Source organism: Streptomyces sp. O3 (assembly GCF_054788135.1).
Window position 1 is genome coordinate 1 of sequence record NZ_JBTVYK010000051.1, and the last position, 24,713, is coordinate 24,713.

Sequence of the window (24,713 nt, forward strand, 5' to 3'; positions counted from 1 at the left end):
GACTTTTGGCACACTGTTGAGTTCTCAAGGAACGGACGCTTCCTTTGTACTCACCCAGTTCCCTGGGCTTTCCTCCGAGCGCTTCCCTTCGGTGTTTCACACTCTATCAGGACTTTTTCCGCTTCCTGACCACGGTCCTGCGGGCACGCAGAAGCCGTATCCAGGGATAGGATCGAGCAGATAGGTGCTGCCGGGGCTTCGCACTTCGCTTGCGCGGTGCGGCCTCAGGCAGGTGTCCGACAGTACAACGCCCGTGAGGGCGACGCAAATCGTTTGCGGTGCGTCGCTACGTCTGCCAACGGGGAGCAGCCGTGGGGAACCGGGACTTCTTATGACTTACCCTTCTGAACAGTGCGTCGTCCGGGACAGGTAGTGACGGCGCGTATGACTCTCCACCCCTGGGAGGCTCCCCTATGACAACTGTGACGTCCCCTCTCCGTGGACGTGCCATCGGGCTCGCCGCGGTTCCCGACCCGGTGTTCTCCGGCGCGATGGTCGGCCCCGGTACGGCGATTGATCCCGCGCGCGAGGCTTCGGAAGCCGTCGCGCCCGTTGACGGCATCGTTGTCTCGCTGCACCCCCATGCGTTCGTCGTCGTCGACGAGCAGGGGCATGGGGTGCTCACGCACCTGGGCATCGACACGGTCCAGCTGAACGGCGAGGGCTTCGAGCTGCTCGTCAACAAGGGTGACACCGTGCAGCGCGGCCAGGCCGTGGTGCGCTGGGACCCCGCCGCCGTCGAGGCGGCGGGGAAGTCGCCGGTGTGTCCGATCGTGGCGCTCGAGGCCACGGCTGAATCCCTCTCCGACGTCGTAGAGGACAGCGATGTGAAGGCCGGGGACGCGCTCTTCGGCTGGAGCTGACGCCCGCTGTCGCGCGACGCGACAGCGGCAGGTACGACATCCATCGCGACGGCCCAGTCCGTCGCATCTATCGGAGACGGGTGAAATGGAGACAACGCTGCGAGGCGTCGGTGTGAGCCACGGGGTGGCGATCGGCGAGGTTCGGCACATGGGTACGGCGGTTCTCGAGCCGCCGGCCAAGCAGATTCCCGCGGAGGAGGCCGAGCGCGAACAGGGGCGCGCTCGGCAGGCGGTCGAAGCGGTGGCGGCCGATCTCATCGCGCGTGGCAATCTGGCCGGTGGCGAGGCGCAGCATGTGCTCGAGGCCCAGGCGATGATCGCCCAGGACCCGGAGCTCATGGCCGACGTCGACCGTCGGATCGCCGTCGGGAGCACGGCCGAGCGCGGGGTGTACGACGCGTTCTCGCACTACCGGGAACTGCTGGCCGGCGCTGGTGAGTACATGGCCGGGCGGGTCGCGGATCTCGACGACGTGCGGAACCGGATCGTGGCGCGGCTGCTGGGTGTGCCGATGCCCGGTGTGCCGGACAGCGACGAGCCGTATGTGTTGATCGCGCGGGACCTGGCTCCCGCCGACACGGCGCTGCTCGACCCGACGCTGGTGCTCGGGTTCGTTACCGAGGAGGGCGGCCCGACCAGCCACTCCGCGATTCTGGCGCGGGCGCTCGGTGTGCCCGCGGTGGTGGCGCTGCCGGGTGCGGGTGAGCTGGCCGAGGGCGCGGTGATCGCCGTGGACGGCAGCACCGGGGACATCTTCGTCGACCCGAGCCCCGAGAAGCGGGCCGAGCTGACTCGGGCCGCCGAGGAGCGAAAGGCGGCGCTGGCGGCCTCGACCGGTCCTGGGGCCACTTCTGACGGTCACAAGGTGCCGCTGCTGGCCAATGTCGGCGGTCCCGGCGATGTGCCCGCGGCGGTCGAGGCGGGCGCCGAAGGTGTCGGGCTGTTCCGTACCGAGTTCCTCTTCCTGGATGACAGCACGAAGGCTCCGTCCGAGGAGAAGCAGGTCGAGGCGTACCGCAAGGTGCTCGAGGCGTTCCCCGAGGGACGGGTCGTGGTGCGGGTGCTGGACGCCGGGGCGGACAAGCCGCTGGACTTCCTGACGCCGGCCGATGAGCCGAACCCGGCGCTGGGTGTGCGCGGGCTCCGTACTCTGCTCGACCACCCCGAGGTGCTGCGTACGCAGCTGACCGCGCTGGCCAAGGCGGCCGAGGGGCTGCCGGTGTATCTCGAGGTCATGGCGCCGATGGTGGCCGATCGTACGGACGCCAAGGCGTTCGCGGACGCGTGCCGTGAGGCCGGGTTGCGGGCGAAGTTCGGTGCGATGGTGGAGATTCCGTCCGCCGCGCTGCGGGCGCGCTCGATTCTGCAGGAGGTCGAGTTCCTGTCGCTGGGCACCAACGACCTGGCGCAGTACACCTTCGCGGCTGACCGGCAGGTCGGTGCGGTGTCCCGGCTGCAGGACCCGTGGCAGCCCGCGCTGCTCGACCTGGTGGCGGCCTCGGCCGAGGCCGCGAGGGCCGAGGGCAAGAGCTGTGGTGTGTGCGGTGAGGCGGCCGCTGACCCGCTGCTCGCGTGTGTGCTGACGGGGCTCGGGGTCACCTCCCTGTCGATGGGTTCCGCGTCGATTCCGTATGTGCGGGCCACGCTGGCCAAGTACACGCTCGCGCAGTGTGAGCGGGCCGCCGCTGCGGCCCGTGCCGTGGACACCGCGGACGAGGCGCGGGCGGCCGCGCAGGCCGTGCTGTCCGGCGAGTGAGGCGAGCGGTCCTGGTCCGGCTCTGATCGGGTCCCGAGGGGCGTCCCACCCGTGTGGTGGGACGCCCCTTGTGGTGTGTTCGGGCGTTTCTCGTGCGGGTGTTCCTGTTCGTCTCTAGTGCGGGTGTCCCTGTTCGTCCGGGCCGAGGTCGGGTGGGGCGCCGTACTCGACGCCGGATTCGGGTGGGACGGGTTCTCCGGTGCGGCTGTCGGTGCAGTAGGCGTCGAATACCTCGGCGGCGGTGAGCGGGAGCAGTCGCTGGTTCCTGAGACGCCAGCCGAAGACCTGGTCCGCCGCGCCGGGGTTGCTGGTGCGCAGCACGATGCCGCCGTGGCTGCCGGTGGCGAGGCCGGCCGCGAGGAGTAGGGAGAAGTCCGCCGCGGCGGCTTCGTCGATGTGGATGGTCCCGTCGTCGGTGGTGTCGGTGTGCAGCGCTGCCAGGAGTGGGCTGTTGTCGAGTGTGACGCTGCAGACGAGGTGGTGGGTGCCGCTGTCGACGGCCTCCAGTACGCGGGTGACGAGGCGCAGTGCGCGGGTGAAGGCGGCCTGGCCGATGTCCGTCCCGCAGTCGGCGCATGCCCCGATGTCGGCGAGCAGGGCCTCGGCGTAGCCGCGGGTGGACTGGCGCAGGGCTTCCTCGATGAGGTCGGCGACCAGGTCGCGCAGGGGTCTGCCGTCGTAGGGGACGGTGGGTCCTTCGGCGGCGAGCAGGGCGGTGAAGCGGCTGCGGGAGGCGGAGGTGTCGGGGTCGATGCCGTGGTCGGCGCAGAACTCGGCGTACTCCGCGGGGTCGAAGAGCGCGAGGGTGGTGTGGCGGCCCTGGGCGGCGAGTGTCCTGAGGAGTCTCTCGGCCTCGCGGAGGTAGGTCGGGTGATCGTCGAAGGTGAAGCTGCGGTAGCGGCGCATCGCCGCGAAGTCCTCCGGGTCGGCCAGTAGGCCGAACGTGCCGGTGACTTCGCGGCGCAGCGTGCGGCGCATGGTGGTGTGTTGGGTTTCCTGCTTGGTGCGCGCCATTGTTTCCCCCTGAGCGCGATCGGTTGAGCGCGGTCGATCAGTGCTCACTCACCGTAACCGTGAGCACTGACAGTCAGGGGGTGCGGGTCAGCGGCGGTCGCGGGCGAGGTCCGCGTAGAAGCGCAGCAGGTCGAGGTCGTCGACCGAGCCGGGGTTCACGGCCTTCTCCAGCGGGGTGCCCTGGAGCAGGCGCTTGACGGGGACTTCGATGCGTTTGCCGGTGAGGGTGTGCGGGACGCCCGGCACCTCGATGATCTCGTCGGGTACGTGGCGTGGCGAGAGCTGTTCGCGGATCGTCCGCTTGATCCGGGTGCGCAGGGCGTCGTCGAGGACGGCGTCGGGTGCGAGGTGGACGAACAGCGGCATCCAGTAGCCGCCGTCGGGCTCTTCGACGCCGATCACGAGGGATTCGCGGATCTCGGGGAGTCGCTCGACGGCTTCGTAGATGTCGGCGGAGCCCATCCGGACTCCCTGGCGGTTGAGGGTGGAGTCGGAGCGCCCGTGGATGACGACGGAGCCGCGGGAGGTGACGGTGATCCAGTCGCCGTGACGCCAGACGCCGGGGTAGACGTCGAAGTAGCTGTCGTGGTAGCGGGCGCCGTCGGGGTCGTTCCAGAAGTGGATCGGCATGGACGGCATGGGGTTGGTGACGACCAGTTCGCCGACCTCGTCGATGAGGGGTTTGCCCTGGGGGTCCCAGGACTGGAGGTCGGTGCCGAGGCAGGGGGCCTGGAGTTCGCCGATGTGGACGGGGAGCGTGGGGACCGCTCCGGCGAAGCAGGAGCAGACGTCGGTGCCGCCGCTGACGGAGGCGATCCACAGCGGGTCGGGGCGGTCGGCGAACTCGTCGTGCAGCCAGCGGAAGCCGTCGGGCGGGAGGGGGGAGCCGGTGGTGGCCACGCACTGGACACGGGAGAGGTCGTGGTCGTGGGCGGGGCGGACGCCGGCCTTGCGGCAGGCCATGACGTAGGCGGCGGAGGTGCCGAAGAGGGTGGCGCCGGTGAGTTCCGCGACGCGCCACTGGGCGCCGGTGTCGGGATGGCCGGGGCTGCCGTCGTACAGCACGACCGTGGTGCCGGTGAGGAGGCCGGAGACGAGGAAGTTCCACATCATCCAGCCGGTCGACGTGTACCAGAAGAACCGGTCGGCGGGGCCGAGGTCGCAGTGCAGGCCGAGCTGCTTGAGGTGTTCGACGAGGATGCCGCCCTGGGACTGGACGATCGCCTTGGGCAGGCCGGTCGTGCCGGAGGAGTAGAGCACCCACAGGGGGTGGTCGAAGGGGACTGGGTCGAAGACCGGGGCCGTGTCCGCTGAGGTGAGGGCGGCCCAGTCGAGGGCGCCTTCGGGTGCGTCGGCGCCGAGCAGCGGGATGTGGACGACGGCGCGCAGGGTGGGCAGTTCGCGGCGGAGTTCGGCGACGGTGTCGCGGCGGTCGTGCTCCTTGCCGCCGTAGCGGTAGCCGTCGACGGTGAACAGGACGACGGGTTCGACCTGCTGGAAGCGGTCGAGGACGCTGCGGGCGCCGAAGTCGGGGGCGCAGGAGGTCCAGACGGCGCCGACGGCGGCGGTGGCGAGGAAGGCGGTGACGGCCTGCGGGATGTTGGGGAGGTAGCCGCTGACGCGGTCTCCGGGGCGTACGCCGAGTGCGCGCAGCTCGGCCGCGAGCGAGCCGACCTGGCGGCGGAGTTCGGACCAGGTGACGGTGTGCGGGGTCTGGGTCTCGTCGGCGCAGAGCAGCGCGGGGGCGTCGGGGCGGTCGGCGGCGACGCGCAGGGCGTGTTCGGCGTAGTTGAGGGTGGCGCCGGGGAACCACTGGGCGCCCGGCATGGCGCGGTCTGCCAGGACGCGCTCGTACGGGGTGGTGAAGCGTACGTCGAACCAGTCGGTGACGGCCTGCCAGAAGGTGTCGAGCTCGTCGACGGACCAGCGGTGCAGGGCCGGGTAGCCGCCGCTGGCGGGGGCGCCGTACCGCTCGGCCGCCCAGGTCTGGAAGCGGGTGATCGCGGCCCCGTCGATGCGTGCCCGGTCGGGCTGCCAGAGGGGGCGCGGCTGCGGTGCGGCGGTGGACACGGGCGACTCCAAGCTGTACGCGGTGTGTGCGTCGGGTCCGCGCACGGGCGGGGTGTGCGCGTGACGCGGCTGTGCAGGACGATGCCATGTGATCGGCGGGTGCACCAGGGCGGGTCGGCCGCCGGTCGGCCACCGGTGTGGGTGAACGGCAGTTGAACGGGCTGCGCGGCACGCGCGCGTGGTGTCAGGGTGAGGCCATGGACGGTCGTGGCCTGGTGCGTTCGGTGAGGGCGGTCGGCTTGGCGGGTACGAGGGCGGTCGGCTTGGCGGGTACGGGGCAGGGGCTGCGGGCCATCCGGGCGGCGTGGCGCGGGCGGCGTGCGGACGCGGCCGCGCTGGCGGCGAGGGGTGCGGAGCGCGCGCGGGTTCCGGGTCCGGTAACCAGTGTCGAGCCGGGTCCTGGCGGGGGTGTGGTCCGCTTCGCGCGTTCCGAGCTGCGGGTGTCGGTGACGGGCGGCGGCGCGGTCTTCTGGGGCTGGGACGGCGCCGGACCCGAGCCCTCGTACGCGCTGGCGGACGGGTGTCCGGAGCCCGATCCGCGGGCGGTGCTGGAGCCGGACACGGAGGGCGGCTGGCGGGTGGTGTCCGAGCGCGTGACGGTCGGCGTGTCGCGGCACGGCGCGGTCGAGGTGCGCACTCCGGGCGGTGCGGTGCTGCGGCGGGATCTGCCGCCCCGGTGGTGGGAGCCGGTGGGCGGGGGCGTCGCGCGCTGGTCGCAGCGTACGGAGGTGGCCGCCGACGCCCGTTTCTTCGGGCTCGGCGGGCGGGCCTGCGGGCCTCGGCTGAGGGAGGGGACGTACCGGCTGTGGAACACCGATCCGGGCGGGGCGTTCGGGCCCGCCGACGATCCGCTGTCGGTCACGATGCCGGTGCAGATGGTGGTGGCGGACGCGGGTACCCATCTGGTCTTCCATGACAATCCGTGGGACGGGCGGGTGACGCTGCGCGAGGGCGAGGAGGGCGCGGGCTCGGGGCATGACCGGGCGGGCGGCTGTGAGCTGCGGATGGAGGGCGGGCCGCTCAGGTGCTGGGTGGTGGTGGGCACGCCCGCGCGGGTGCTGCACGCGTGGACGACGCTGACCGGCGCGCCCGCGCTGCCGCCGTCCTGGGCGCTCGGCGCGCAGCACGCGCGGTGGGGGTTCGGCAGCGCGCGGGAGGTCCGGCGGGTCGTCGCGGGCTACCTGGACCGGGGGTTGCCGCTGTCGGCGGTGCATCTGGACATCGACCACTATGACGCGCATCAGGTGTTCACGGTCGACGAGGAGCGGTTCCCGGATATGCCGAAGCTGGCCGATGAGCTGGGGCGGGACGGGGTCCGGCTGGTGTCGATCGTCGATCCGGCGGTGAAGCGCGCGCCGGGCAACGCGGTGTACGACTCCGGGAGCGGGGTGGACGCGTTTGTGCGGGACGCGCGGGGGCGGCTGGTGCGGGGGGTCGTCTGGCCGGGTGAGTCGGTGTATCCGGACTTCACGTCGCCCGAGGTGCGCGCCTGGTGGGGCGGGTTGTACGAGGAGCGGCTCGGGCAGGGCTTCGCCGGGTTCTGGCATGACATGAACGAGCCGGTCTCGTTCGCCGCGTTCGGTGACACGACGTTGCCGCGGTCGGCGCGGCACGCGCTGGAGGGGCGCGGCGGCGATCATCGTGAGGCGCACAACGTGTACGGGCTGTGCATGGCGCGCGCCGGTTTTGAGGGGTTGCGGGCGTTGCGGCCGAAGGAGCGGCCGTTCTTGTTCTCGCGTGCGGGCTGGGCGGGGATGCAGCGGTACGGGGGCACCTGGTCGGGGGATGTGGCGACCGGCTGGCCGGGGTTGCGGGCGTCGTTGGCGCTGGTGTTGGGTCTGGGGCTGTGCGGGGTGCCGTACTCGGGGCCCGATGTGGGCGGGTTCGACGGCAGCCCGTCGCCCGAGTTGTATCTGCGCTGGTTCCAGCTGGGTGCGTATCTGCCGTTGTTCCGTACGCATGCGGCGCTGCGGGCGGGGCGCAGGGAGCCGTGGGAGTTCGGACCCGAGGTGTTGGAGTACGCGCGCGTGGCGCTCGATGAGCGGCGTCGGCTGCATCCGTATCTGGTGACGCTGTCCCATCTGGCGCGGTGCACCGGGGCTCCCTATGTGCGCCCGTTGTGGTGGTCGGCGCCGGAGGACCGGGCGCTGCGGGACTGCGGGGACGCGTTTCTGCTCGGGGACGCGCTGCTGGTGGCGCCGGTGCTGGAGCCGGGTGCGGACCGGCGTGCGGTGCGGCTGCCGCGAGGGCTCTGGTATGACACGGCGACCGGGCGGACGTACGAGGGGCCTGGTCAGGTGCTGCTCGACGCTCCGTTGTCCCGTATTCCGGTGCTGGCTCGGGCGGGTTCGGTGCTGCCGGTGCTCGGTGACGGCGGCGGAGTGGAGCTGGAGGTGTGGGCTCCGGCTCGGGGGCGTACCGGGGGCGGGTTGGTCGTGCGCGATGCGGGGGACGGTTGGGAGCGGCCCGAGATCGAGCGGTACAGCACGCGGTGGGAGCGGGGGCGGGTCGTGGTCGAGCGGGAGGGTGAAGGTGCGGGCGGGGGTGCGGGCGGGGGTGCGGGCGGGGCGGTCAGGGTCGAGGACGCGGTGCGGGTGCGCGGGGTGTAGCGGTCGCCGTCGCCGGGGCTCGGCGACCGCTACCGCGTAGACAGGCTCTTACGGGGCGATGTGCCGGTAGCGCCCCGCGAACCAGGCGCGTACGGCGAGTGTGTGGAGCGGGAAGCCCAGCGTGTCGGGCTCGTGGAGGACATGCCAGCCGTCGGTCTCCTTGGTGGGGACGGAGGCGGGCAGTTCCTCGATCGGCCGCTCGGGCAGCAGCCCGAAGACGAGCAGGTGCCCGTCGGGTGAGCTGAGCGCGTCGGCGAGCCGTACATCGTCGGCCGCCGCCTCGATGCCCGTCTCCTCCGCCAGTTCGCGGACCACGGCGCGCCGCCAGTCCTCGCGGTGGTCCACGTAGCCGCCGGGCAGGGCCACGGTGCCGCGGGCGGGGGCGATCGTACGGGTGATGACGGCGAGGCCGGCGCCTCGGCGGTCGCGTACGGGGAGCAGGGCGACGGCGACCGGCAGGGGGTTGCGGTAGGCCATGTCGCCGCAGGCGGCGCAGGCGCGGGGCCAGCCGGAGGCGGCGGCGTAGGGTGCGCCGCAGCTCGAACAGTGCGAGTGCTGCCGGGGCTTGGCGGTGTCGGATGTGGTCTCGCGCATCGGGGGACTGTATCCGATGGCGGGGCTGTGCCCGGTGGGCGTACCCGGTAGGCGTGCCCAGGGTGCGGCCGTGGCTGCGGGCGCGCGGGCCCTGGGCGCGCCGGGGGCTTGTCTGGCTGAGGACTTAGCTGAGGGAGCGGCGGGACACGGGGAAGTCGAAGTAGGTGTCGGGGAACGGTTCGTCGCGGTGGGTGAAGTGCCACCACTCTTCAGGGAGGTTGTGGAAGCCGACGTCGGCGAGCGCGGTCTTCAGGAGGTCGCGGTGGGCGCGCTGCTCCCCGGTGATCCGGGGGTCGTCCGTGTGGGACAGGGTGTCGAAGCAGTCGTAGCCGGTTCCGGTGTCGACGGCGTTGTCGGGGAAGCGCTCGGCCTGGGGCGCGTAGCACGGGACGAGTGGTGCGCTGGGGATGTAGGGGCGCGACGGCTTGGCCGGCAGGCGTACGAGGGTCAGATCGACGGTCGAGCCGCGGCTGTGGCCGGACTTCTCCGCGATGTAGCCGTCGTCGAAGAGGCGTGACTTGGCGACGCGTGGATAGAACTCGCGCTTCATCCGCACGTCGTGGAGGTCCTTGGCCCAGCGGACGAAGTGGTCGACCGCTCGCTGTGGCCGGTAGCAGTCGTACACCTTCAGCGAGTAGCCCTGGCGCAGCAGTGTGCGCTGCGCCAGGCGCAGGGCCTCGGCCGACTGGCGGGTCAGGAGGCACAGGGGCTGGCGGTAGCCGTCGATGCGGTCCCCGACGAAGTTGTGCCGGGTGGTGTAGCGCATCTCCCGCATGATCGTCCGGTCCACGTCGCGCAGGGCCACGAACTCCTCGGGGGCTCTGGGTTCGGAGGCGGGACCGGGGGCGGGACCGAGGGCGGGACCGGGGGCGGGTGTGGGTCCGGAGGGGGTCGCGGGGGTCGCCTGGGTCGGCGCGGCGGTCGCGGTGAGGGTGAGCAGCGCGGCGGAGGCGACGACGAGCAGGGTGGCGGGGAGTCTTCTCATGCCTTTCATACCTTGCTCTAGTACCAGCGAGTGCGGGTGTCTATGCGCCGTCGGGGCTGCCATGGCACACTTCTGACGTTCCGTCAGATCTGCTGGCGGGGAATCCGGAGCGTCCGGGAGGGGTCATGGCGCGTACGCGGACACCCGTGGTGAGCGGCTGGTTCACCGGGGAGGGGGACGCCTTCCGGCTTCTGGGGACGCGGTGCGCGGGGTGCGGGTCGTTCTTCTTTCCCCGCGAGGACGTGTTCTGCCGAAACCCCGACTGCGCGGGCACGGAGCTCGTGGAGGTTCCGTTGTCGCGGCGGGGGCGGGTCTGGTCGTACACCGACGCGCGCTATCGGCCGCCCGCGCCGTACGTCTTTGATCCCGAGCGGGAGTGGGAGCCGTACACGCTGGTCGCCGTGGAGCTGGCGGCCGAGCGGATGGTGGTGCTCGGGCAGGCGGCGCCCGGCGTGACGCCCGCGCGGCTGGCGGTCGGCATGGAGGTCGAGGCGGTGTCCGGGGTGCTCGGCGAGGACGCCGAGACCACCTGGCTGACATGGCACTTCCAGCCGGTGGGCACGCCGTGAGCGGCCCCGGTCAGGACGTTGCGGTGCTGGGTGCGGGGATGCACCCGTGGGGCAAGCGGGGGCGGAGCTTCGTCGAGTACGGCGTGGCGGCGGCGCGGGACGCGCTCACCGACGCGGGCGTGGCCTGGCGGGACGTCCAGGCCGTCGTCGGCGCCGGCACCGTGCGCGGCGGGTACCCCGGATATGTCGCCGGGGCGACCTTCGCCAAGGCGCTTGGCTGGCAGGGCGCGCGGGTGACCAGCGTGTACGCGGCGTGCGCGTCGGGGGCGCAGGCCGTCAGCACGGCGCGGGCGCAGATCCTTTCGGGGCTCGCGGACGTCGTGCTGGTGGTGGGCGCGGACGCGGCGCCCAAGGGGTTCTTCCGGCCCGCGGGCGGTGATCGTCCGGACGACCCGGACTGGCTGCGCTATCGGGTGCTCGGGGCCGCCAATCCCGCGTACTTCGGGCTGTACGCGCGCCGCCGGATGGCCGTGTACGGCGACACCCTCGAGGACTTCGCCCTGGTGAAGGTCAAGAACGCGGCCTGCGGTGCGCTCAATCCGCATGCGCGCTACCGCGGGAAGGTGACCGCCGACGAGGTCGCCGCGTCCGCCGTCGTCGCCGATCCGCTGCGGCTGCTGGACATCTGCGCGACCTCGGACGGCGGCGCCGCGCTGGTGCTGTCCAGCATGGACTTCGCCCGTCGGCACGGGGTCCGGGCGCCGGTCAGGGTCCGGGCCGTCTCCACGGTCACGCCGCGCTATCCGCAGACCGTGCTGGACCTCCCGGACATCGCCACGGACTCGGCGGCGGGCGCGCCGCCGCCGTCCGTGCCCTTCCGCGCCTCGATCGCGCGGGCCGCGTACGAGGAGGCCGGGGTCGGGCCCGACGACCTGTCGCTCGCGGAGGTATACGACCTGTCGACGTCGCTGGAGCTCCAGTGGTACGAGGAGCTGGGACTGTGCGCCGAAGGCGAGGGCGCGAAGCTGCTGCGCGCGGGGGCGACCGCGCCCGGCGGGCGCGTCCCGGTGAACGCCAGCGGCGGGCTCGCGTCCTTCGGGGAGGCCGTACCGGCCCAGGCGATCGCCCAGGTGTGCGAGCTGACCTGGCAGTTGCGGGGGGCGGCGGGGCCCCGGCAGGTGCCTGACGCGCGGGTGGGCGTCACCGCGAACCAGGGGCTGTTCGGGCACGGGTCATCGGTGATCGTCATACGCTGAGGACGGCTGGCGTGACGCCATGGGGCGTCGAGGCGTTCCGCTCGGGGCACTGGGCCGTTCCGCCATCCGAGGGTACGTGGCGTGATGGGCCGGGAACCGTGCGTGAACAGCTCGTGAACTGGGTACTAGTGGCCCCCGCGCGGCGGCCATCATGATGCCGTGGCCCCCAGTTCCGACTCTCTGCGCTTCGCGTTCCAGCCCGTCGTCAACCTGGCGACCTCGGCCGTGGCCGCGCTGGAGATACTCGCCCGCCCGGAGGCGGGGGACGTGCTCGCCGAGGCGCGCCGCGACCCGGAGCTCGACGGCAGGCTCGCCGCCTTCGCGGTCCGTGCCGCGGCGCGCCAGGAGACGCTGCTGCCGCTGCATGTGAACGTCTTCGCCGCGACGGCCGCCGATCTCGGTGGGCTCGCGGCGCTGCGGGACGCCGTGCACGAGGCGGGCCGTCTGCCGTGGGAGATCACCGTCGACCTCGGGCCGCCGTTCACGCACGTCCCCCATACGGCCCTGCTGGAAGCGGTCGCCGCGCTGCGCGACGACGGGTTCCGGATCTGTGTGGACGGGGTCGGGGACGGCGATCTGCCGCTGCGGCTCCTGGTCGACCTGGGCCCTGAACTGGTCAAGCTGGACGCCTCGCTGCTGGCGCGGGAGCCCGCCGTACGGGCGATGCGGACGCTGTGCGAGCAGTCGGGGGCGCTGCTGGCGGTGGAGGGTGTGGAGACGGAGCGGCAGTGCGCGGCGGTGCGGGCGGCCGGTGCGCAGCTGGCTCAGGGCGAGCTGTTCGCGCCGCCCGCCCGGCGGCCGGTCGCGGATGTGTACGTTCCGCCGCAGGCCCCCGTGCCCCGGCAGGCGGCCGCGGCGGCTGTGCGGGCGGGCCCGCCCGTACGGCAGTTCGTACGCCCGGCGGCGCTGCTGCCGGTGTCCGCTTCGGCCGGACAGGTGCGGGAGCTGCTCATCGGGTCTCCCGGAGTGTCCGGGGTGCTGCTGGTGGACGCGTACGGCAGGCCTGTGCGCGCGGTGGACCGGGACCGGTTCCTGTTGCCGCTTTCGGGCCGGTACGGCCACGCGCTGCACGCGGGTCGGCCCGCGGTCCGGCTCGCGGACGCTCCGCGCACGGTGGGCGCGGACGCCACCGCGTGGGAGGTGCTGGACGTGGTGGCGGACGGTGCGCCCGACCGCAGTGGCGACGATGTCGCGGTGCTGGACCGGGAGGGCCGGTGTGTGGGCGTGGTGCGGCTCGCCGACGTCGTACGGGCGCTGTCGGACAGCCGCGTCGAGGAGGCCGCCGGGCTGAACCCGCTGACCCGGCTGCCGGGCTCTGACGCGATCGCCGGTGAGGTGGACCGGTGGATCGCGCAGGCGCGGCCGTTCGCGCTCAGCTGGCTGGACATCGACGACTTCAAGCAGGTCAACGACGGTGCGGGCTTCGCCGCGGGCGACGAGCTGATCCGGAGCGTGGGCGGCGCGCTGCGGCGGGCCGCGTCCGGGGCGACGCGGATCGGGCACATCGGCGGCGACGACTTCCTGGTGCTGGCCGAGCCTGGGGCGCTCGACGCGCTCGCCGCCGCGGTGCTCGACCTGCCCTGGTCGGCGGGCGGGCGGCCGGTCACGCTCTCGCTGGCGACGGTGGACTGCCCGCCGGGCACGGTACGCGACCACCGGCAGGCCGCCGCGTGTCTGGCGCCGCTGAAGCGGGCCGCGAAGTCGTTGCGCGGCATGAGCTGGGTACTGGGCCGGGCCGGGACGCCGGGCCACCGGACCAGACGCGGCACGGGGAGCGCCCGCGCGAGCGCGGGGTGCGGAACGGGAGGACGACACGCCAAGTAGAGCCTGACCACGGGGTACGCGGGCCCCGACCACGGTTACGCGTGACACCGGGCAGGCCGGGTGCGGGCGAGCCGGGCGGCACGCCGGGACCAGGTGAGGCGGTGAGGGAAACGAGGGGCGTCCGCGACCTTGACGGTGCCACGGTGCCGGTGAACACTTCCCGGTGTCAGTCGGCATCGCCGCACACCGGCACCATGCGGAAGTACGCCGCCCAGGGTCCCTGCCTGCGAAAAGGGCCATCCCCCACGGGCGATTCGACTGCGTCGGCACGCTCGTCACACGGACGCCGGGCGGGGCGCGGTTCTCCCCTGCCTCTGGTGAAGTAGGGGTGGTGGGTACGCACCCCCGCAGGGAGGACCGGGGCATGACACCCCGGCCGAGGGCCTAGGAGCCGCCATGAGCAATGGAGACATCTTCGTCGGCGAAGTCATCGGCACCGCGATCCTGATTCTGTTCGGCGCCGGCGTGGTGGCCGGGGTTCTGCTCCACAAATCCAAGTCGAAGGACGCGGGCTGGATCGTCATCGCCTTCGGCTGGGGATTCGGCGTGCTCGCCGGGGCGTACACATCCGCGCCGCTGTCCGGCGGGCACATCAACCCGGCCGTCACCCTGGGGTTCGCCATCGAGGGCACCACCGAATGGTCCAAGGTTCCGCTGTATATGTCCGGGCAGGTGGTGGGCGCCTTCCTCGGCGCCGTACTGACCTGGCTGCTCTACTATGGACAGTTCGCGCTCAACCGCGACGAGAAGTACCGGATGGAGACGCTGGGGATCTTCTCCACCCGGCCGGAGATCAACAACCCAGTCCAGAACCTCACCACGGAGATCATCGCCACCGTCGGTCTGGTCCTGCCCATCCTGGCGCTCGTCGGCGGTGACAAGCACGTCCAGGGCATCGGGGACTCGGGGGTCGCCACCCTGCTGATCGCCCTGCTGGTCGTGGGAATCGGCCTCTCGCTCGGCGGGCCGACCGGATACGCCATCAACCCGGCCCGAGACCTGGGTCCGCGGATCGCCCACGCGGTGCTCCCGATTCCGTTCAAGGGCACGTCGGACTGGCGCTACTCGTGGATCCCCGTCGCCGGTCCGCTGATCGGCGGTGCGCTCGGCGCGCTGATCTATCTCGCAGCCTTCTGACCCGCAGCTCTCTGACCCGCAGCTTCCTGACGGCTCGCAGCCTTCCGACGGAGGGGGTACGGCATGACAGACAAGTTCGTCGCCGCAATCGACCAAGGCACCACGTCAAGCCGCTGCATCATCTTCAACCAGGACGGCGGCATCGTCGCCGTCGACCAGCGTGAGCACCGCCAGATCTTCCCGAAGCCGGGCTGGGTGGAGCACGACGCCACCGAGATCTGGTCCAAGGTGCAGGCGGTCGTGGCCGGCGCGCTCGCCAAGGCGGGGCTGCGCCCCGATCAGCTCAGCGCGCTGGGCATCACCAACCAGCGCGAGACCACCGTGCTGTGGGACCGCGCCACCGGCAAGCCCGTGCACAACGCGATCGTGTGGCAGGACACCCGCACCTCGGCGCTCTGCAACGAACTCGGCGGCACGGACGGCCAGGACCGCTTCCGCGAGCAGACCGGACTGCCGCTCGCCAGTTACTTCTCCGGCCCCAAGGCGGCCTGGCTGCTGGACGACGTGCCGGGCCTCAGGGCCCGTGCGGAGCGCGGCGAGATAGCCTTCGGCACCATCGACTCCTGGCTGATCTGGAACCTCACCGGCGGCACCCAGGGCGGTGTGCACGTCACCGATGTGACCAACGCCGGGCGCACCATGCTGATGAACCTCCAGACCCTCCAGTGGGACTCCTCGATCCTGTCGGCGATGAACATCCCCGAGGCGGTGCTGCCGGAGATCCGGTCGTCGGCCGAGGTGTACGGCACGGCCGTCGGCCAGCTCCAGGGCGTGCCGGTGGCCTCGGCGCTCGGGGACCAGCAGGCCGCGGTGTTCGGGCAGGCCTGCTACGACACCGGTACGGCGAAGAACACGTACGGCACCGGCAGCTTCCTGCTGCTCAACACCGGCGGCCGACCGGTGGCGTCGAAGAGCGGGCTGCTCACCACGATGGGCTACCAGATCGGCGGCGAGGCGCCGGTGTACTGCCTGGAGGGGTCCATCGCGATCACCGGGGCGCTGGTGCAGTGGTTCCGCGACCAGCTGGGCATCATCCGCGGCGCGGATGAGATCGAGCCGCTCGCGGCGAGCGTCGAGGACAACGGCGGGGCGTATATCGTGCCCGCGTTCTCGGGCCTGTTCGCGCCGTACTGGCGCTCCGACGCGCGCGGGGTGATCACCGGCCTGACCGGCTTCGTGACCAAGGCGCATCTCGCGCGCGCCGTGCTGGAGGCGACCAGCTGGCAGACGCGTGAGGTCGTGGACGCCATGTACCAGGACTCGGGCGTGGAGATCACCACGCTCAAGGTCGACGGCGGCATGACCAAGAACAATCTGCTGATGCAGCATCAGGCGGATGTGCTGGGCGTACCGGTGGTGCGGCCGAAGGTGTCCGAGACGACCTGTCTGGGCGCGGCGTACGCGGCGGGCCTCGCGACCGGTGTGTGGCACGACCTCGACGAGCTCAAGGCCCACTGGCAGCGGGACGCCGAGTGGTCGCCGCGGATGGCGGACGAGGTCCGGGAGCGCGAGTACCACAACTGGCGCAAGGCGGTCGAGCGGAGCTTCGGCTGGCACGAGGACGGCGAGGGCTGACCTCCTGGCGGCGAGGGCCGGCTGACGCCCAGGGCCTGAGCCCCACCAGCCTCGCGGCTGCGGCCCGTACCCCGGTCGGCGGGGGTACGGGCCGTGCGTCCGGGCCCTGCGGTCCCGCGGGTCCTCGGGGTCCCGCTGTCAGGCGGTCGGCGCGGGCTGGCGGGACCGGGCGGCGCGGGTCATGGCGTGTTCCACCACGGTGATGAGGACCTCCTTGGCCGACTCGCGCTCGCGTGCGTCGCACAGCACCACGGGCACCTCGTCGTCGAGGTCGAGCGCTTGGCGCACGGTGTCCACCGGGTACTGTGCGGCGCCGTCGAAGCAGTTCACGCCGACCGTGAAGGGGATGCCGCGCCGTTCAAAGTAGTCGACGGCGGCGAAGCAGTCCTCCAGGCGCCGGGTGTCGGCGAGCACCACCGCGCCGAGCGCGCCCTGGGCGAGCTCGTCCCACAGGAACCAGAAGCGGTCCTGCCCCGGTGTGCCGAAGAGATAGAGCACCAGGTCCTCGCGGAGGGTGATGCGCCCGAAGTCCATGGCGACCGTGGTGGTGTTCTTGGCCTCGACACCGCGGGTGTCGTCGACCGGGCGGCCCGCCTCGGTCAGCCGCTCCTCGGTACGCAGCGGTTTGATCTCGCTGACCGCGCCGACCAGGGTGGTCTTGCCGACCCCGAAGCCGCCCGCCACCAGGATCTTGAGCGTGACCGGCTCGACGGGGGGCTTACGGCGTCCAGAGCGCCCGAGGATCATTGACTTCCACTCCTACCGGGGTCCACGGGATCCTGCCCCGCGCGACCACTGCACCGACGGTCCGGAACTGCCCGGTGACATAGGGCAGTTCCCCCGCAGACTCTAGCGGCGCGGGCGACGCGGCTCACTCGGGGTCGGCGGTCGCGGCCGGATCGCCGTCCGGTGCGCGGCCGTATCCGCCGCCGCCCGGTGTCCGCACCACCAGGACGTCGCCGGGCGCCAGCCGCGCCGAGTCGCTGCCCGCCAGTTCCCGTACGGCGCCGTCCGCGCGCTCCACGCGGTTCGCGCCGAGTGCGCCCGGTGCTCCGCCGGCCATGCCGTACGGCGGGACCCTGCGGTGTCCGGACAGCGTGGACACCGTCATGGCCTCGCGGAACCGCAGGCGGCGTACGGCCCCGTCGCCGCCGCGCCACCGGCCCGCTCCCCCGCTGCCCTCGCGTACGGCGAACTCCTCGAGCAGCACCGGAAGGCGCCATTCCAGGATCTCCGGGTCGGTGAGCCGGGAGTTGGTCATATGGGTCTGGACGACGGGCGCTCCGGCGAAGCCGTCGCCCGCCCCCGAGCCTGAGCCGACCGTCTCGTAGTACTGGAAGCGTTCGTTGCCGAAGGTGACGTTGTTCATGGTCCCGGAGCCCTCGGCCTGCACGCCGAGCGCCGCGTAGAGGGCGCCGGTGATGGCCTGGGAGGTCTCCACGTTGCCCGCCACCACGGCGGCCGGGGGCTCGGGGGACAGCATCGACCCGCGGGGCACCACGATCTTCAGAGGGCGCAGACAGCCGTCGTTGAGCGGGATGTCGTCGGCGACGAGGGTGCGGAAGACGTACAGGACGGCGGCGTTGACCACGGCGTACGGGGCGTTGAAGTTGCCGGGGAGCTGGTCGGACGTGCCGGTGAAGTCGACGGTCGCGGAGCGGCTGGCGCGGTCCACCGTGACGGTGACCCGGATGACGGCGCCGGAGTCCGTCTCGTAGGCGTAACCGCCGTCGTCCAGGCGGTCGATGACGCGGCGGACCGCGTCTTCCGCGTTGTCCTGGACGTGTCGCATATAGGCCTGTACGACGTCCAGGCCGAAGTCGTCGATCATCTTGCCGACTTCGTCAACGCCCTTGGCGTTGGCGGCGATCTGGGCGCGGAAGTCGGCGAGATTGGTGGCGGGGTTGCGGGAGGGGTAGGGCGACTCGGTGAGCAGCCGGTGGGTCTCGGCCTCGCGGAAGCGGCCGTTCTCGGCGAGGAGCCAGTTGTCGAAGAGGATGCCCTCCTCCTCGATCCGGCGGCTGTCGGCGGGCATGGAGCCGGGCGCGATGCCGCCGATCTCCGCGTGGTGGCCGCGCGAGGCGACGTAGAACAGGATGCTCTGGCCCGCGCTGTCGAAGACCGGTGTGATCACGGTGATGTCGGGCAGGTGGGTGCCGCCGTGGTACGGGTCGTTGACGGCGTACGCGTCGCCTGGGCGCATGGCGTCGCGGCGGCGCCGGATGACCTCTTTGACCGCGGTGCCCATCGAGCCCAGGTGCACGGGGATGTGCGGGGCGTTGGCGACGAGGTTGCCGTGCGGGTCGAAGAGCGCGCAGGAGAAGTCGAGGCGCTCCTTGATGTTCACGGACTGGGCGGTGGACTCCAGGCGGGCGCCCATCTGTTCGGCGATGGACATGAAGAGGTTGTTGAAGACCTCCAGGAGCACCGGGTCCGCCGCGGTGTCCGCCGCCGGTCCTTCGGGCGGGGTCAGCCGTTCCATCACCAGGTGGCCGTCGTCGTTCACGGCCGCCTGCCAGCCGTCGTCCACCACTGTGGTGGAGTTGGCCTCGGCGATGATCGCGGGTCCGGCCACGCGTTCGCCGGGGGCGAGTCGCTCGCGGTGGTGCAGCGGTACGTCGCGGCGGGCGCCGCCGGTGTGCAGGCTGACGGTGTCGGGCCCCGCGGCGGGTTCGCCGGCACGCGCGCGGGGTGCGGGTTCGCCGCCACGCGCGCGTGCCGGGGACAGGCCCGAGAGGTCAGGCGGGTCGGTGAGCCCGGTGGCCTCCACGGAGAGGGCCTCGACGACGATCGGGCGGTCGAGTGTGAAGGAGTAGGCGGCGCGGTGCCGCCGCTCGAAGGCCTCGGCCATGTCCGCCGGTTCGGCCAGGTCCACGGTAAGAGTCGTGTCGGTGCCGTCGTAGCGGAGCTGGGCGCGGCGGGCGATCCGGACGCGGTCGGCGGGGACGTCCTCGGCGAGGAGTTCGGCGCGGGCCGCGGCCTCCAGGTCGTCGGCCGTGCGCCGTACCCGCGGCATCGAGGCGGGCTCCAGGGGCGCCTCGACGGACTGTTCGCGCATGGCGGTGGTGTCGGCGAGGCCGATGCCGAGCGCGGAGAGCACCCCGGCCATGGGGGGCACCAGGACGGTGCGGATGCCGAGCGAGTCGGCCACCGCGCAGGCGTGCTGGCCGCCCGCGCCGCCGAAGGTGGTGAGCGCGTACCGGGTGACGTCGTGGCCCTTCTGGACCGAGATGCGTTTGATCGCGCCCGCGATGTTGGCCACGGCGATGCGCAGATAGCCCTCGGCGACCTGCTCGGGGGTGCGGTCGTCGCCGGTGTGCGCCTTGATGTCGGCGGCCAGGGCCGTGAACCGTTCGCGTACCAGGGCCTCGTCGAGCGGCTGGTCGCCGCCGGGGCCGAAGACGCGGGGAAAGTGGGCCGCTTGGACTCGGCCGAGCATCACGTTGGCGTCGGTGACGGTCAGCGGGCCGCCGCCGCGGTAGCAGGCGGGGCCCGGCGAGGCTCCGGCCGAGTCCGGGCCCACGCGGTACCGGCTGCCGTCGAAGTGCAGGACCGAGCCGCCGCCCGCCGCGACCGTGTGGATGTCCAGCATCGGGGCGCGCAGCCGGACTCCGGCGATCTGGGTGGTGAAGACCCGTTCGTACGCCCCGGCGAAGTGCGAGACGTCGGTGGAGGTGCCGCCCATGTCGAAGCCGATGACCTGGTCGAACCCGGCGCGCTGGGACATCCGGGCCATGCCGACGATGCCGCCCGCGGATCCGGACAGGATCGCGTCCTTGCCGCGGAACTGTCCGGCTTCGGTCAGGCCGCCGTTGGACTGCATGAACATCAGCCGTACGCCCTGGAGCTGGTCGGCGACCTGCTGGACGTAGCGGCGCAGCACCGGCGAGAGGTAGGCGTCGACGACCGCCGTGTCCCCGCGTGGCACCAGCTTCATCAGGGGGCTGACCTCGCTGGAGAGGGAGATCTGCGGGAAGCCGGTACGGGCCGCGAGCGCGCCGATGGCCTGTTCGTGTCGCGGGTACAGGCTGCTGTGCATGCAGACCACCGCGAGGGCGTGGATCCCGTCGTCGTACGCTTGCCTGAGCGGCCCGGCGAGGGTGTCGAGGTCGGGTGGGGTGAGGACCGTGCCGTCCGCGGCGACCCGCTCGTCGACCTCGATGACGCGTTCGTAGAGGAGTTCGGGCAGCACGATCTCGCGGGCGAAGATCTGTGGCCGGTTCTGGTAGGCGATGCGCAGGGCGTCGCGGAAGCCGCGGGTGATGACCAGGGCGGTGCGCTCGCCCGCGCGCTCCAGCAGGGCGTTGGTGGCGACGGTGGTGCCCATCCGGACGGAGTCGATCCGGGCCTCGTCCAGCGGGACGTCGAGCAGGGCGCGGATTCCGGCGACCGCCGAGTCGCGGTAGCGGGCGGGGTTCTCGGAGAGGAGTTTGCGGGTGACGACGCTCCCGTCGGGGCGGCGCGCGACGACATCGGTGAAGGTTCCGCCACGGTCGATCCAGAACTGCCAGCCAGTCACGGAGCTCCCCCCTGCTCGGGCGCACGCGTGTCAGAGCGCACGCGTGTCAGGCGTACGCGGACCGTCTGTCAGAGCGCACGCAGACCGTCGATCACTTCGCGCAGAATACTCTCGTCGGGCAGTTGGGCGGGGGGAACGGGACGGGTCACGTGGACGAGCCCGTCGGCCACGAGGTCGCCCACCAGGACCCGGACGACGCCGATGGGCAGATCCAGCTCCGAGGCGAGCTCGGCGACGGACTGGGGGGCCGTGCGGCAGAGTTCGACGATGTCCATGTGCTCGGGGGCCAGGGTCTGGTCCGCTCCGGGGTCGTCCGCGTGCGGCTCCGTGACGACCACCGCGATCAGGTCGAGGCGGTGCTGGGCGGCGCTGGTGGTGCGGCCGCGTGTCATGGCGTACGGGCGCACCACTGGTCCCGCGTCGTCGTCGAACCAGTGGGGCGCCCCGTGACCGTCATCGCTCATACCATCTCACTACCCACCCGCGGGCAGATCGGTGCGTGGCGCGGAGGCCAGATGCGCGCCCACCCGCTTGACGAGGAGGGTCATCTCGTAGGCGACCTGGCCGACGTCGGAGTCCGCGTCCGACAGGACGGCGAGGCAGCTGCCGTCGCCCGCGGCCGTGACGAACAGGAACGCCTCGTCGAGCTCGACCACGGTCTGCCGGACCCGGCCCGCCTCGAAGTGGCGCCCGACGCCCTTGGCCAGGCTGTGGAAGCCGGAGGCCACGGCGGCCAGGTGCTCGCTGTCCTCGCGGGTCAGGTCCTTGGAGACGCCGGTGGGCAGGCCGTCGCCGGACAGCACCAGTGCCTTGCGGATGCTCGCGACGCGTGCGACGAGGTCGTCGAGCAGCCAGTTCAGCTCGCCTGAGCCCCGGCGTTCGGTGCTGTCTGCGGCGGTATTCGATGTGTTGGTGGTCATCGACCGTCCCCCTCCGGTGTGGTGCGGTCTGGTGCTGTGGTCGGTGATGTTGCCGGTGTTTCTGGTTCTTGCGGTGCTTCTGACGCCTGTGGGGCTTCTGATGCCTGCGGGACTTCTGGGGCTGCGGATGGTGGCTCCGGCGGCGCGGCGTTGTCCCTGCGGCCGCGCTGCCAACCGCGCTGTAGCGAGGCCATTCTGCTGCGCACCTCATCGGGATCGCGGTCGTCCGGGGCGGGGTCGGGAACGGGTTCGCGCGGCTGGCTCTCCTTGAGCTGGGGCGCGATGCTGGCCTGCCGCACCCGCCGGGGCAGGGCTGCGGGCGGCGGGGTCCCCGCGGAGTCCGCGGCGGGCTGGGCGGCCTCCTCCCGCGGGGCGTCCGGCGTGCGGCGCGGTGGCGTCGGGCGGGCTGGGCGGTCGGGCGTGCGTTCCCTGGGCTCGGTGACCGGGCGGCCGTGTGAGCTCACCAGCTTGGGGGTCCTGCGGCGCGGCAGCGGGATCGTGCCGTCGGCCGGGTGCGGGGGCTCGCCCTGGCGGATGGTCTCGTCGCCGTCGGCGCCGTCCTCGTCCCGTGGCCGGTGGTGCCGCTTGGACTGGCTCGCGGGTGCTGGGCGGCGGGGCCGGAACAGGCCGCCGCGCTCGCTGTCCTCGTCGCCGATGTCCCCGAGGTCGGCGAGGCCGCCCAGGTCACTGACGCCGCCCAGGTCACTGACGCCGTCCAGATCGCCGACGCCGTCCAGGACGTCGACGCCCAGTCCCCTCGGGCCGACGGGGGCTTCGAGTTCCACCGGCCCGTCCACCACCGAGTGAGGCAGTCCGGGGGTGCTCGCGGGCACCTTGGAGAGCTTGGCCGTACGGTCGTCCGCCGCGTGGCGGAGCTGGCCGGGGCGCGCGCGGTCCAGGCGGAACCCGACGCCGTCGGTGTCCTGTGCCTCGGTGAGCAGGGCGTCGGGGAGGAAGACCACCGCGGTGGTACCGCCGTACGGCGAGGGCTGCAGGGAGACGCGGATGCGCTGGCGCTGGGCGAGCCGGCTGACCACGAAGAGGCCGAGCCGGTCGGTGTCGGAGAGCTCGAACTCGGGGGTCTCGGCGAGTCGCAGATTGGCGTCCAAGAGCGCTTCCTTGGCCATCCCGAGGCCGCGGTCGTGGATCTCCAGCGTGAAGCCGTTGGCGACCCGCTCGCCGTGCACCTGCACGGCGGTGTGCGGGGGCGAGAACACGGTGGCGTTCTCCAGGAGTTCCGCGGTGAGATGGGTGAGGTCGGCGACGGCGGGGCCGGTCACGGCGATCCGCGGCAGTCGGCGTACCTCGATGCGCTCGTAGTCCTCGACCTCGGCCACCGCGGCCCGTACGACGTCCATCAGCTGGACGGGTTTGCGCCACTGGCGGGAGGGGGCCGCGCCGGAGAGGATCACCAGGCCCTCGGCGTGCCGCCGCATCCGGGTGGTGAGGTGGTCGAGGCGGAAGAGGTCGGCGAGTTCCTCGGCGTCCTCGGTTCTGCGCTCCATGGTGTCGAGCAGTGTGAGCTGCTTGTGCAGCAGGACCTGGCTGCGGCGGGCGAGGTTGACGAACACCTCGGAGACGCCGCGGCGCATGTCGGCCTGTTTGACGGCGGCTTCGACGGCGGCTCGTTGCAGCGTGTTCAGGGCCTGGCCGACCTGGCCCAGCTCGTCCTTGGCGTACTCCAGTCGGGGCGCCTCGGTGCCGATGTCGACCTGTTCGCCCGCGGCGAGCCTGCGCATCACGCTGGGCAGCCGTACCCCGGAGGCCTCGTGGGCCTCCTTGCGGAGCTGCGACAGGTCGCGGACCAGACCACGGCCGATCCGTACGGACAAGAACAGCGAGACGGTCAGCGCCAGCAGTCCGAGCACGCCCGCGACCCCCGCCTTGGCCAGCGCCCCGACGGCGACCGGCTCGACCCGGTCCTGATAGCGGTCGCCCGCGGCGGTGTTGCGCTTCGCCAGTTCTTCGAGCACGGGACCGGCCGCCGCGTCCCAGCGGGCGGACGTGAGACCCCGCGGGGCGCCGGGGCTGGCGGCGACGGCGGTCTGCTCCGCCTGCCGCAGGGGCGCGGTGGCCGGGCTCTTCCAGAAGCGCTCGAACGTGGCGCGCTCGTCGTCCGGCAGCAGTTGGAGGTTGAGCGTGTACAGCAGCTCGCGCTGCGCCACCAGGTCGGAGACCTGTCGCAGTTCGCGCGCTTCGAGCCGCTGGGCGACCAGCGCGGAGCCGAGCAGCGCGTCCTCGCGGGACAGGAGTTCGCGCGCGCGGGCGACGCCGACGAGCGCGCGGCCCTGCTTGTCCATCTCGACGTCGTCCAGCCCGTGCAGGGTGCTCAGGAAGTCGTAGCAGGGGGTGATCAGTTTGCTGTAGAGGTCCAGGGCCTGGCGCCGGGTGAGCGGGCCCTCCTCGACGGAGCGGCGCAGCGACTCGATCCCCTCGAAGGCCTCCACCATCGAGTCGAGCCGGTCCCTGGACGACTTGGTCAACTCGTCCCTGACGTCCGCGTCGCGCGCGTTCGAGCGGATGGTGTCCACCATGTCGTCGGTCGCGTCGTGCCGTTGGCGCAGGGTGGTCAGCGCGTCCGACGCACGCGGGTCGGCCAGATAGACCAGGGCCTGGCGGCGTTCCTCCTGGATGACCCGCGCCACGTCCTCGATGGGGTAGCCGACCTTGTCGATGACGTAGGCGACATCGCGCAGTTGGTCGGCTTCCCGCCAGGTGATCACGGTGGCCACGGCCGAGATGGCGGTCAGTGAAACCAGCGGCACCAGCAGCAACGCCACGATCTTCCGGCGGATGGACTTCCCGCGAAAGCGCATGGCCTCCCCCAGCTCAGACCCCGTGACCCAGGGTACGTGCGTCAGCAAACGGACGCGAGCCTACTACTGCGTCGGGGGTAACTCGAAGGTGCGTCCGGTCGTTGTCCGGCCGCTGTCCGGCCGAACGGGCCGTGGGCCGTCCGGAGTTGTCCCGCCTTACCAGGAGATGACTGGCCAGGATCCGGACCCTGCGGCGCGGCCCCATCGAGCCGTTTCCCCCCATCGGATGGCCGGAAATCCTCCCCGACGGGAATCTTCGAGGCCTG

At 72.2% G+C, this 24,713-nt stretch carries 17 protein-coding genes; 8 read left to right on the forward strand and 9 right to left on the reverse strand.

Going from position 1 to position 24,713, the window contains the following annotated elements:
- The first annotated feature begins 413 nt into the window (after positions 1-413).
- Positions 414-863: a PTS sugar transporter subunit IIA gene (locus ACX6XY_RS23330; protein WP_460334099.1), complete on the forward strand. Its 450-nt coding sequence runs from the start codon at positions 414-416 to the stop codon at positions 861-863.
- An 85-nt stretch (positions 864-948) separates the two neighbouring features.
- A complete protein-coding gene (gene ptsP / locus ACX6XY_RS23335; protein WP_460334101.1) occupies positions 949-2,619 on the forward strand; it encodes a phosphoenolpyruvate--protein phosphotransferase in 1,671 nt (556 codons plus the stop codon).
- Between the two features lie 114 nt (positions 2,620-2,733).
- Here ptsP and ACX6XY_RS23340 read toward each other — a convergent pair whose 3' ends face one another.
- Positions 2,734-3,633 carry a hypothetical protein gene (locus ACX6XY_RS23340; protein ID WP_460334104.1) on the reverse strand — a complete coding sequence of 300 codons (900 nt, stop codon included), beginning with the start codon at positions 3,631-3,633 and terminating at the stop codon, positions 2,734-2,736.
- Between the two features lie 87 nt (positions 3,634-3,720).
- The gene (locus tag ACX6XY_RS23345; protein ID WP_460334107.1) at positions 3,721-5,703 is read right to left on the reverse strand and encodes an acetoacetate--CoA ligase; all 1,983 of its coding nucleotides are present in this window, start codon (positions 5,701-5,703) and stop codon (positions 3,721-3,723) included.
- Between the two features lie 197 nt (positions 5,704-5,900).
- On the opposite strand from ACX6XY_RS23345, the gene ACX6XY_RS23350 reads away from it, so the two are divergent.
- Entirely contained in the window at positions 5,901-8,312 is a 2,412-nt protein-coding gene (locus ACX6XY_RS23350) for a glycoside hydrolase family 31 protein (protein ID WP_460334110.1), read from the forward strand.
- A gap of 48 nt (positions 8,313-8,360) precedes the next feature.
- Here ACX6XY_RS23350 and ACX6XY_RS23355 read toward each other — a convergent pair whose 3' ends face one another.
- Together ACX6XY_RS23355 and ACX6XY_RS23360 are read right to left on the reverse strand one after the other, a co-directional pair.
- The gene (locus tag ACX6XY_RS23355; RefSeq protein ID WP_460334113.1) at positions 8,361-8,906 is read right to left on the reverse strand and encodes an NUDIX domain-containing protein; all 546 of its coding nucleotides are present in this window, start codon (positions 8,904-8,906) and stop codon (positions 8,361-8,363) included.
- Between the two features lie 124 nt (positions 8,907-9,030).
- Positions 9,031-9,900 (reverse strand): M15 family metallopeptidase, encoded by an 870-nt coding sequence (locus ACX6XY_RS23360; RefSeq protein ID WP_460334116.1) that lies wholly within the window; start codon positions 9,898-9,900, stop codon positions 9,031-9,033.
- A gap of 116 nt (positions 9,901-10,016) precedes the next feature.
- Here ACX6XY_RS23360 and ACX6XY_RS23365 point away from each other — a divergent pair, with 116 nt between their 5' ends.
- The 5 genes from ACX6XY_RS23365 to glpK all read left to right on the forward strand — a co-directional run bounded on the left by ACX6XY_RS23365 (position 10,017) and on the right by glpK (position 16,192).
- Positions 10,017-10,460: a Zn-ribbon domain-containing OB-fold protein gene (locus ACX6XY_RS23365; protein ID WP_460334118.1), complete on the forward strand. Its 444-nt coding sequence runs from the start codon at positions 10,017-10,019 to the stop codon at positions 10,458-10,460.
- Positions 10,430-11,656 carry a lipid-transfer protein gene (locus tag ACX6XY_RS23370; RefSeq protein WP_460334121.1) on the forward strand — a complete coding sequence of 409 codons (1,227 nt, stop codon included), beginning with the start codon at positions 10,430-10,432 and terminating at the stop codon, positions 11,654-11,656. Before ACX6XY_RS23365 ends, ACX6XY_RS23370 begins: the two co-directional genes overlap by 31 nt.
- Positions 11,657-11,815: 159 nt before the next feature.
- Positions 11,816-13,480, forward strand: coding sequence for an EAL domain-containing protein (locus ACX6XY_RS23375; protein WP_460334124.1), 1,665 nt, complete (start codon positions 11,816-11,818; stop codon positions 13,478-13,480).
- Between the two features lie 396 nt (positions 13,481-13,876).
- Positions 13,877-14,617, forward strand: coding sequence for an MIP/aquaporin family protein (locus ACX6XY_RS23380; protein ID WP_460334127.1), 741 nt, complete (start codon positions 13,877-13,879; stop codon positions 14,615-14,617).
- Positions 14,618-14,680: 63 nt separating this feature from the next.
- Positions 14,681-16,192 carry a glycerol kinase GlpK gene (gene glpK, locus ACX6XY_RS23385; RefSeq protein WP_460334130.1) on the forward strand — a complete coding sequence of 504 codons (1,512 nt, stop codon included), beginning with the start codon at positions 14,681-14,683 and terminating at the stop codon, positions 16,190-16,192.
- 138 nt (positions 16,193-16,330) lie between these two features.
- Here glpK and ACX6XY_RS23390 read toward each other — a convergent pair whose 3' ends face one another.
- The 5 genes from ACX6XY_RS23390 to ACX6XY_RS23410 form a co-directional block, all read right to left on the reverse strand.
- Complete coding sequence (locus ACX6XY_RS23390) at positions 16,331-16,939, reverse strand: GTP-binding protein (RefSeq protein WP_460334133.1); 609 nt, start codon at positions 16,937-16,939, stop codon at positions 16,331-16,333.
- A 124-nt stretch (positions 16,940-17,063) separates the two neighbouring features.
- Positions 17,064-20,711, reverse strand: a complete 3,648-nt coding sequence (locus ACX6XY_RS23395; RefSeq protein ID WP_460334136.1) for a hydantoinase B/oxoprolinase family protein — start codon at positions 20,709-20,711, stop codon at positions 17,064-17,066.
- 68 nt (positions 20,712-20,779) lie between these two features.
- Entirely contained in the window at positions 20,780-21,175 is a 396-nt protein-coding gene (locus ACX6XY_RS23400) for a DUF742 domain-containing protein (protein WP_460334139.1), read from the reverse strand.
- A 9-nt stretch (positions 21,176-21,184) separates the two neighbouring features.
- Entirely contained in the window at positions 21,185-21,631 is a 447-nt protein-coding gene (locus tag ACX6XY_RS23405; RefSeq protein ID WP_460334142.1) for a roadblock/LC7 domain-containing protein, read from the reverse strand.
- Positions 21,628-24,447, reverse strand: coding sequence for a nitrate- and nitrite sensing domain-containing protein (locus ACX6XY_RS23410; protein WP_460334145.1), 2,820 nt, complete (start codon positions 24,445-24,447; stop codon positions 21,628-21,630). Before ACX6XY_RS23410 ends, ACX6XY_RS23405 begins: the two co-directional genes overlap by 4 nt.
- Between the last annotated feature and the right edge of the window lie 266 nt (positions 24,448-24,713).